8 protein-coding genes and 1 tRNA gene are annotated in these 4,882 nt (G+C 62.7%); 8 read left to right on the top strand and 1 reads right to left on the bottom strand.

Going from position 1 to position 4,882, the window contains the following annotated elements; all coding sequences use genetic code 11:
- The 7 genes from QZ281_RS18115 to QZ281_RS18085 all read left to right on the top strand — a co-directional run.
- Positions 1-406: hypothetical protein (locus QZ281_RS18115; protein WP_292231028.1), on the top strand; the 406-nt coding region annotated here is incomplete at its 5' end.
- Entirely contained in the window at positions 403-948 is a 546-nt protein-coding gene (locus QZ281_RS18110) for a hypothetical protein (protein WP_292231025.1), read from the top strand. The genes QZ281_RS18115 and QZ281_RS18110, both read left to right, overlap by 4 nt.
- Positions 945-1,538, top strand: coding sequence for a Lar family restriction alleviation protein (locus tag QZ281_RS18105; RefSeq protein WP_292231023.1), 594 nt, complete (start codon positions 945-947; stop codon positions 1,536-1,538). Before QZ281_RS18110 ends, QZ281_RS18105 begins: the two co-directional genes overlap by 4 nt.
- 69 nt (positions 1,539-1,607) lie before the next feature.
- The gene (locus QZ281_RS18100; RefSeq protein WP_292231020.1) at positions 1,608-2,000 is read left to right on the top strand and encodes a hypothetical protein; all 393 of its coding nucleotides are present in this window, start codon (positions 1,608-1,610) and stop codon (positions 1,998-2,000) included.
- Position 2,001: 1 nt separating this feature from the next.
- Positions 2,002-2,484: a hypothetical protein gene (locus QZ281_RS18095; protein WP_292231017.1), complete on the top strand. Its 483-nt coding sequence runs from the start codon at positions 2,002-2,004 to the stop codon at positions 2,482-2,484.
- The gene (locus tag QZ281_RS18090) at positions 2,481-2,702 is read left to right on the top strand and encodes a hypothetical protein (protein WP_292231014.1); all 222 of its coding nucleotides are present in this window, start codon (positions 2,481-2,483) and stop codon (positions 2,700-2,702) included. The genes QZ281_RS18095 and QZ281_RS18090 overlap by 4 nt, the downstream gene beginning before the upstream one ends.
- Positions 2,699-3,919 (top strand): hypothetical protein, encoded by a 1,221-nt coding sequence (locus QZ281_RS18085; RefSeq protein ID WP_292231011.1) that lies wholly within the window; start codon positions 2,699-2,701, stop codon positions 3,917-3,919. Before QZ281_RS18090 ends, QZ281_RS18085 begins: the two co-directional genes overlap by 4 nt.
- A gap of 31 nt (positions 3,920-3,950) precedes the next feature.
- On the opposite strand, the gene QZ281_RS18080 is transcribed toward QZ281_RS18085, so the two are convergent.
- Positions 3,951-4,026, bottom strand: a tRNA-Lys gene (locus QZ281_RS18080).
- Positions 4,027-4,183: 157 nt separating this feature from the next.
- Here QZ281_RS18080 and QZ281_RS18075 point away from each other — a divergent pair.
- Positions 4,184-4,882 (top strand): amino acid permease (locus QZ281_RS18075; protein ID WP_292231008.1); only part of this gene is annotated, 699 nt, incomplete at its 3' end.

Here is a 4,882-nt window from a genome sequence, read left to right as displayed (position 1 = left end):
GCTCGGTGACGAAGCCCACCCATCCCCGACACCCGCCACATTGGACGAAGGGGTGGCGGGGGAGCCTGCGGCGTGGCGTTATCGCAAGCTGGAGAGCGTGTGCTTGGACCCACCCCGAAGCCTCTGGTCTAAGGTCAGATTTAGCCCTCAAAAACCTCGACTGGACGCCCACGAGGTCCGCGATCTGGAGCCTCTCTACGCCCACCCATCCCTGACACCCGCCGCCGATGACGACAGGCTGAGGGTGGCGGTCGAGGCGTTGGCGACCATTGATGCGGGCGGTGCTGATGTTGCGCTACCGACGAGCAAGCGTTCCTACACCCAAGGCTTCGATCAGGGTGCCGCATGGGCCGGTCGTATCGCTCGCAAAGCCCTCGCCGCCCTGAAAGCGGAGGTGAAGCCGTGAGCTATGGTATCGAAGGTCGCCCCGCAGCGGATGACGACATCCATCAACGGTTAGCCGCGATAATAGAGGTTCCCCACAACGCCTATCTCTGGGTTCCGGCTGACGCCATAGACTTCACCCCGCGCGTCTTGCCCATCATTTACGGCGATGGGCGGGCGCTCTTCCGCATCACGACCATTAACGACCGCCCGAGGTGGTGGATGATCCGTGGATGCAGCACATGGGGATGCGGCGATGACCGTGACGACGCGGCCGGGCCCGACTTCGGTGAGCTGACCGACGACATTCTGACCGACATGGAGGGGGCCTTCGGAAACGCGCGCTGCTCCTACAGCGGTAGCAGCCTGCGCTACCCCCGCGACGAGCGCATCCAGTGGTGCCAATGCGAGGAATGCGACGACGAGGAGACGCTGTCGGCATTTCCAGAGGTCGATGGTAACGGTGGATGTTCCTGGTCACGCACGGACTGGCCCAAGGATTTCGACACAGTTCCGAACCCGCTTAGCGCTCACGGAAAACTTCTTTCAGAGCCCTCCCAATGACCCAGCCCATGACCCCGCGCGAGAAGGTGGAGCTGAAGCCGTGCCCGTTCTGTGCCGGAAAGGCTGAACTCGAACGCTTCGGAAACACGCGCGTCTCGACCATTTACCGATGCGAGGACTGTGGGTGCCAGCTTGAGACCGGCGAAGAGTTTAATCATGGGCGCGCATGGAACCGACGCACCGCCCTTGCATCCGGCTCCGGCGATCATGCTGAACTGGCGAGCGCGGGCCACATCGTTTGGTGGAAGGCGGGTGGAGTCAGTTACTTCCCTGAGGGCGAGAACTTCAGGCTCGCTGCTTCATGTCGTGTCGAACCACTCGTCACCGCCGCATCAGCCGAAGCCCTCCTCGCAGAGAATGCGGCGCTGCGTGGTGAGCGGGATCGCGCCAAGGAGCGGATGCACAAGGCCATCGACAAGGCGCGCGATGAGGAAGTCGCCGCACAAGCCGCTGAACTCCAAGCCACCGAAGCAGAGCGCAAGCTGGCTGAGGCGAGGACGATCATTGACGAAGGCCTGTACGCCCGAACCGACAAGTTCGAAGCGATGGCCCACACCTTCCTTTCAAGCACGGAGGCCGAACGTGGGTGAAATTATTATTGCAATAGCACTTTGGATTGGCCTCCGTGACGTGGCTCGTGCCGTACGGGAGAAATCACAATGACCGACCCTATGGAACTGGTTGAGCGGCTGGACTACAGCGCCACCGCCAATCGTGGCCTTGGTCGCGATGGCCTCGTCACGCTCCTCACCGAAGCCGCCGCCTGCATCCGCGATCTGGTGGAGTGGAGGCCGATTGATACCGCGCCGAAGGATGGTGTCGTCATCGACGTTTGGCGCGAAGATGGCGGCCGCGACACGGTGTTCTGGGGAATGCCGTTTCACGAGTGCGGCGAGATGGGGCGCTACTGCGACAGCGACTGGCACCGTATCCGTTCGCCGGGGTGGGTCTGCAATACCTTCAACGAGTTCTTGGGGCGAAACCACAACCCGTTCACCCACTGGCGTCCGCTCCCAACCCCTCCCTCCAAAGCTGACAAGGGAGGGGCGTAGGATGGCCCGATACGCAGCAGAAACGACAGTCAGCCAGGACCGCAGCCGAAACGAGATCGAGGCGACGCTGAAACGCTACGGCGCCACCTCGTTCATGTACGCGACTGAAGAACAGGCAGCGATGATCGGGTTTCGGATCAGCAACAGGCTGGTAAAGTTCGTCTTGCCTATGCCGGACCCCAAGGCGCGCGAGTTCACCCATACGCCAGCAAAGGGCCAGGTCCGCAGTCAGGCGGAGGCGACGAAGGCGTGGGAGCAGGCCGGGCGCCAACGCTGGCGTGCTCTCGCTCTGGTCATCAAGGCCAAGTTGGAAGCCGTCGCGGCGGGCATCACGACCATCGAAGACGAGTTCTTGGCCCACACCGTCTTGCCCGATGGCTCGACCGTGGGCCAGTTCATGCAACCCCAGCTCGCTATCGCCTATGAGCGCGGATCAATGCCGACGACCCTCATGCTCGCCAACCCCGACAGGAGGGAGGGATGAGCGATCTGCCGGACCGCGACCTCCTCACAACGCGCGAGATTTGCGCCTGGCGCCGCATCACGCCAGAGACTTTTTGCCGTCGCCGGTCAAATGGCGCGCTCAATCTCAAGCCCTGCGACCGGGGCCGTGAACAGCTCTTTGCCCGCGCTGATGTTCTTCGCGCATTCGGCGTGCTCGATGAAGCGCGCACCACCTCTGAGCCAGAGTGGCGAGCGTGAAGTCTCAGCCCTTCGACCTGGGCGCGTATGTGATCGTTCGTAAGCGCAAGGACGGTACGCATCGCGTGCTGTTTGAGGTTCCTGCGCGACTGCGCCCTGCTGGCTGGCCCGCAACGATTGCGCTGCCGATAGAGACGCCGCGCACGGGCAACTTTGAGCGAAACCCGGACGAGCAGCTACGCGTTCGCGCCGATGCGCTGACGCTGAATCGCCAACTTGCCGAGGCGCGGGGCCAGCGCGTGTCTGTCGGCAGCAGCAGAACGCTGGAAACTCTTGCCCAGAACTGGAGGCGGACGGGAGCCTACAAGGCGCTCAAGCCGCGCACGCAGCGCGGATATGAGCAGACCCTCCGGTACATTCTGGATTGGAGCAAGGAGTGCCGCCATCCGGATCCAACGAAGCTCACCAAGTCAGTGGCCGAGGCGTTTGTCTCAAGATTTGATGATCGACCCACGACGCGGCGCATGGTCAAGGTCGTGTTCAAGATGGTCATGGATCAGGCCATCGACCTGGGGTGGAGGTCTGACAATCCCGTAGCGCGGATCAAGGCCGCCGCACCGAAAACTCGCGTGGCAATCTGGGAACAGGAAGATGTCGACACATACGCGTGGGCCGCGCTGTCGATTGGACAGCCCGACATGGCTGCGCTCATTCAACTGCAATGGGAAATCGGCCAGCGCCTGACCGATTGCTACCTGTTCAAGTACGGCGAACAGTACGACGCGGCGCGTGCAACTTTCTCTTTCGAGCAGGAGAAGACCGGCAGCGCGGTGACGTTCCGCATCAGCGATCGGATGAGAACGATGCTGGAGACGACGCGTCGCGCGGGCAAGCTCTACCTGTTCGAAGATGCCCGATTCACACGCCCCTGGATGCGCAAGGTCGGAAGTCGGATCGAGGCGGATGATATCGCAGGCGCGAAGGTGTTCGCCCAGGCGCGTGAGAAGGCGCTGGAGAGCGGCGCCCGCGACCTCAAACTCAAATGGCTACGGCATAGCTGCGTGGTCCAACTCGCGCGCGCCGAATGCACAGTTCCCGAGATCGCCAGCATCACTGGTCACTCCATAACAAGCGTCGAGCAGATCATGCAGAAATATCTTCCGCGCGATTCGAAGGTGGCTGAGAACGCGCAGCGGAAACGGGGGTTGGTTCATCGCCAGTCTGACGACCCGCAGTCTGACGAGTCTGACGGCTCGCCCGTAGCGAGCGCCGCTTAGCGGCTAAGTAGTTGTTTTCAAAGGAAGACGATGGTGGGTGATCACAGGTTCGAACTGTGGACCCGCTGATTAAGAGTCAGCTGCTCTACCGACTGAGCTAATCACCCACACCGATCGTCATGTCTTCGGCGGCGGTTGCCCTTGCCGAAGGGCGCTCCTACTACCCAGCCGTTTCGGTGTTGGCAAGCGCTTTCGCAAACTTTCTTCGACAGTTTATGCTGATAGCGGAATCAGCCGCATCAAGGCGGCGGGGGAAACAGGCACATGGCATTCTGGAACCGGCGTCGATCGATTGACGCCATGCTCAGGCCTCACGAGGGACCCGGCCTGAAGCCGACCTTGAGCTGGCCGCATCTGCTGGCCCTGGGCGTCGGCGCCATCGTCGGCACCGGCATCCTGACGCTGATCGGCGTGGGGGCGGGACTGGCGGGTCCGGCGGTTCTGATCAGCTTCGCCTTGGCTGGTCTAGTGTGCGCCTGTGCGGCCCTGGCCTATGCCGAGCTGTCGACCATCATGCCTGCCTCGGGCAGCGCCTACACCTATTCCTATGCCGCGCTGGGCGAGATCTTCGCCTGGGTCGTGGGGTGGAGCCTGATCCTGGAATATTCGCTGGTCGTGTCGACGGTGGCTGTCGGCTGGTCCGGCTATGCCGTGCCCTTCCTGGCGGGTCTGGGGCTGGACCTGCCGCTGGCCCTGTCGGTGGGGCCGCACGTCGAGGGCGGGCTGATCAACCTGCCGGCCATCTTCATCATCGCCGTGGTCACGGGGTTGCTGCTGCTGGGCACGCGTGAGAGCGCGACGGTCAACGCCGTACTGGTCTTTGTGAAGATCGCCGCCCTGGTGGCTTTCGTGGCCATCGCCATGCCGCACTTCGATCCTGCCAACTTCACGCCCTTCATGCCGAACGGTTTCGGCGCGCCCTTCGTGCAGACGGGGGTGATGGCGGCGGCGGCCATCATCTTC

It is taken from the genome of Brevundimonas sp. (assembly GCF_018608325.1).
GTDB lineage: Bacteria > Pseudomonadota > Alphaproteobacteria > Caulobacterales > Caulobacteraceae > Brevundimonas.
Note: the sequence above shows the minus strand (reverse complement) of the source record. Positions and strands in the feature narration are given on the sequence as shown.

Bases quoted from the DNA above. Each gene is read 5' to 3' on its own strand.
- QZ281_RS18105 (WP_292231023.1), top strand. From the start codon at position 945: ATGACCCAGCCCATGACCCCGCGCGAGAAGGTGGAGCTGAAGCCGTGC.
- QZ281_RS18100 (WP_292231020.1), top strand. From the start codon at position 1,608: ATGACCGACCCTATGGAACTGGTTGAGCGGCTGGACTACAGCGCCACC.
- QZ281_RS18095 (WP_292231017.1), top strand. From the start codon at position 2,002: ATGGCCCGATACGCAGCAGAAACGACAGTCAGCCAGGACCGCAGCCGA.
- QZ281_RS18090 (WP_292231014.1), top strand. From the start codon at position 2,481: ATGAGCGATCTGCCGGACCGCGACCTCCTCACAACGCGCGAGATTTGC.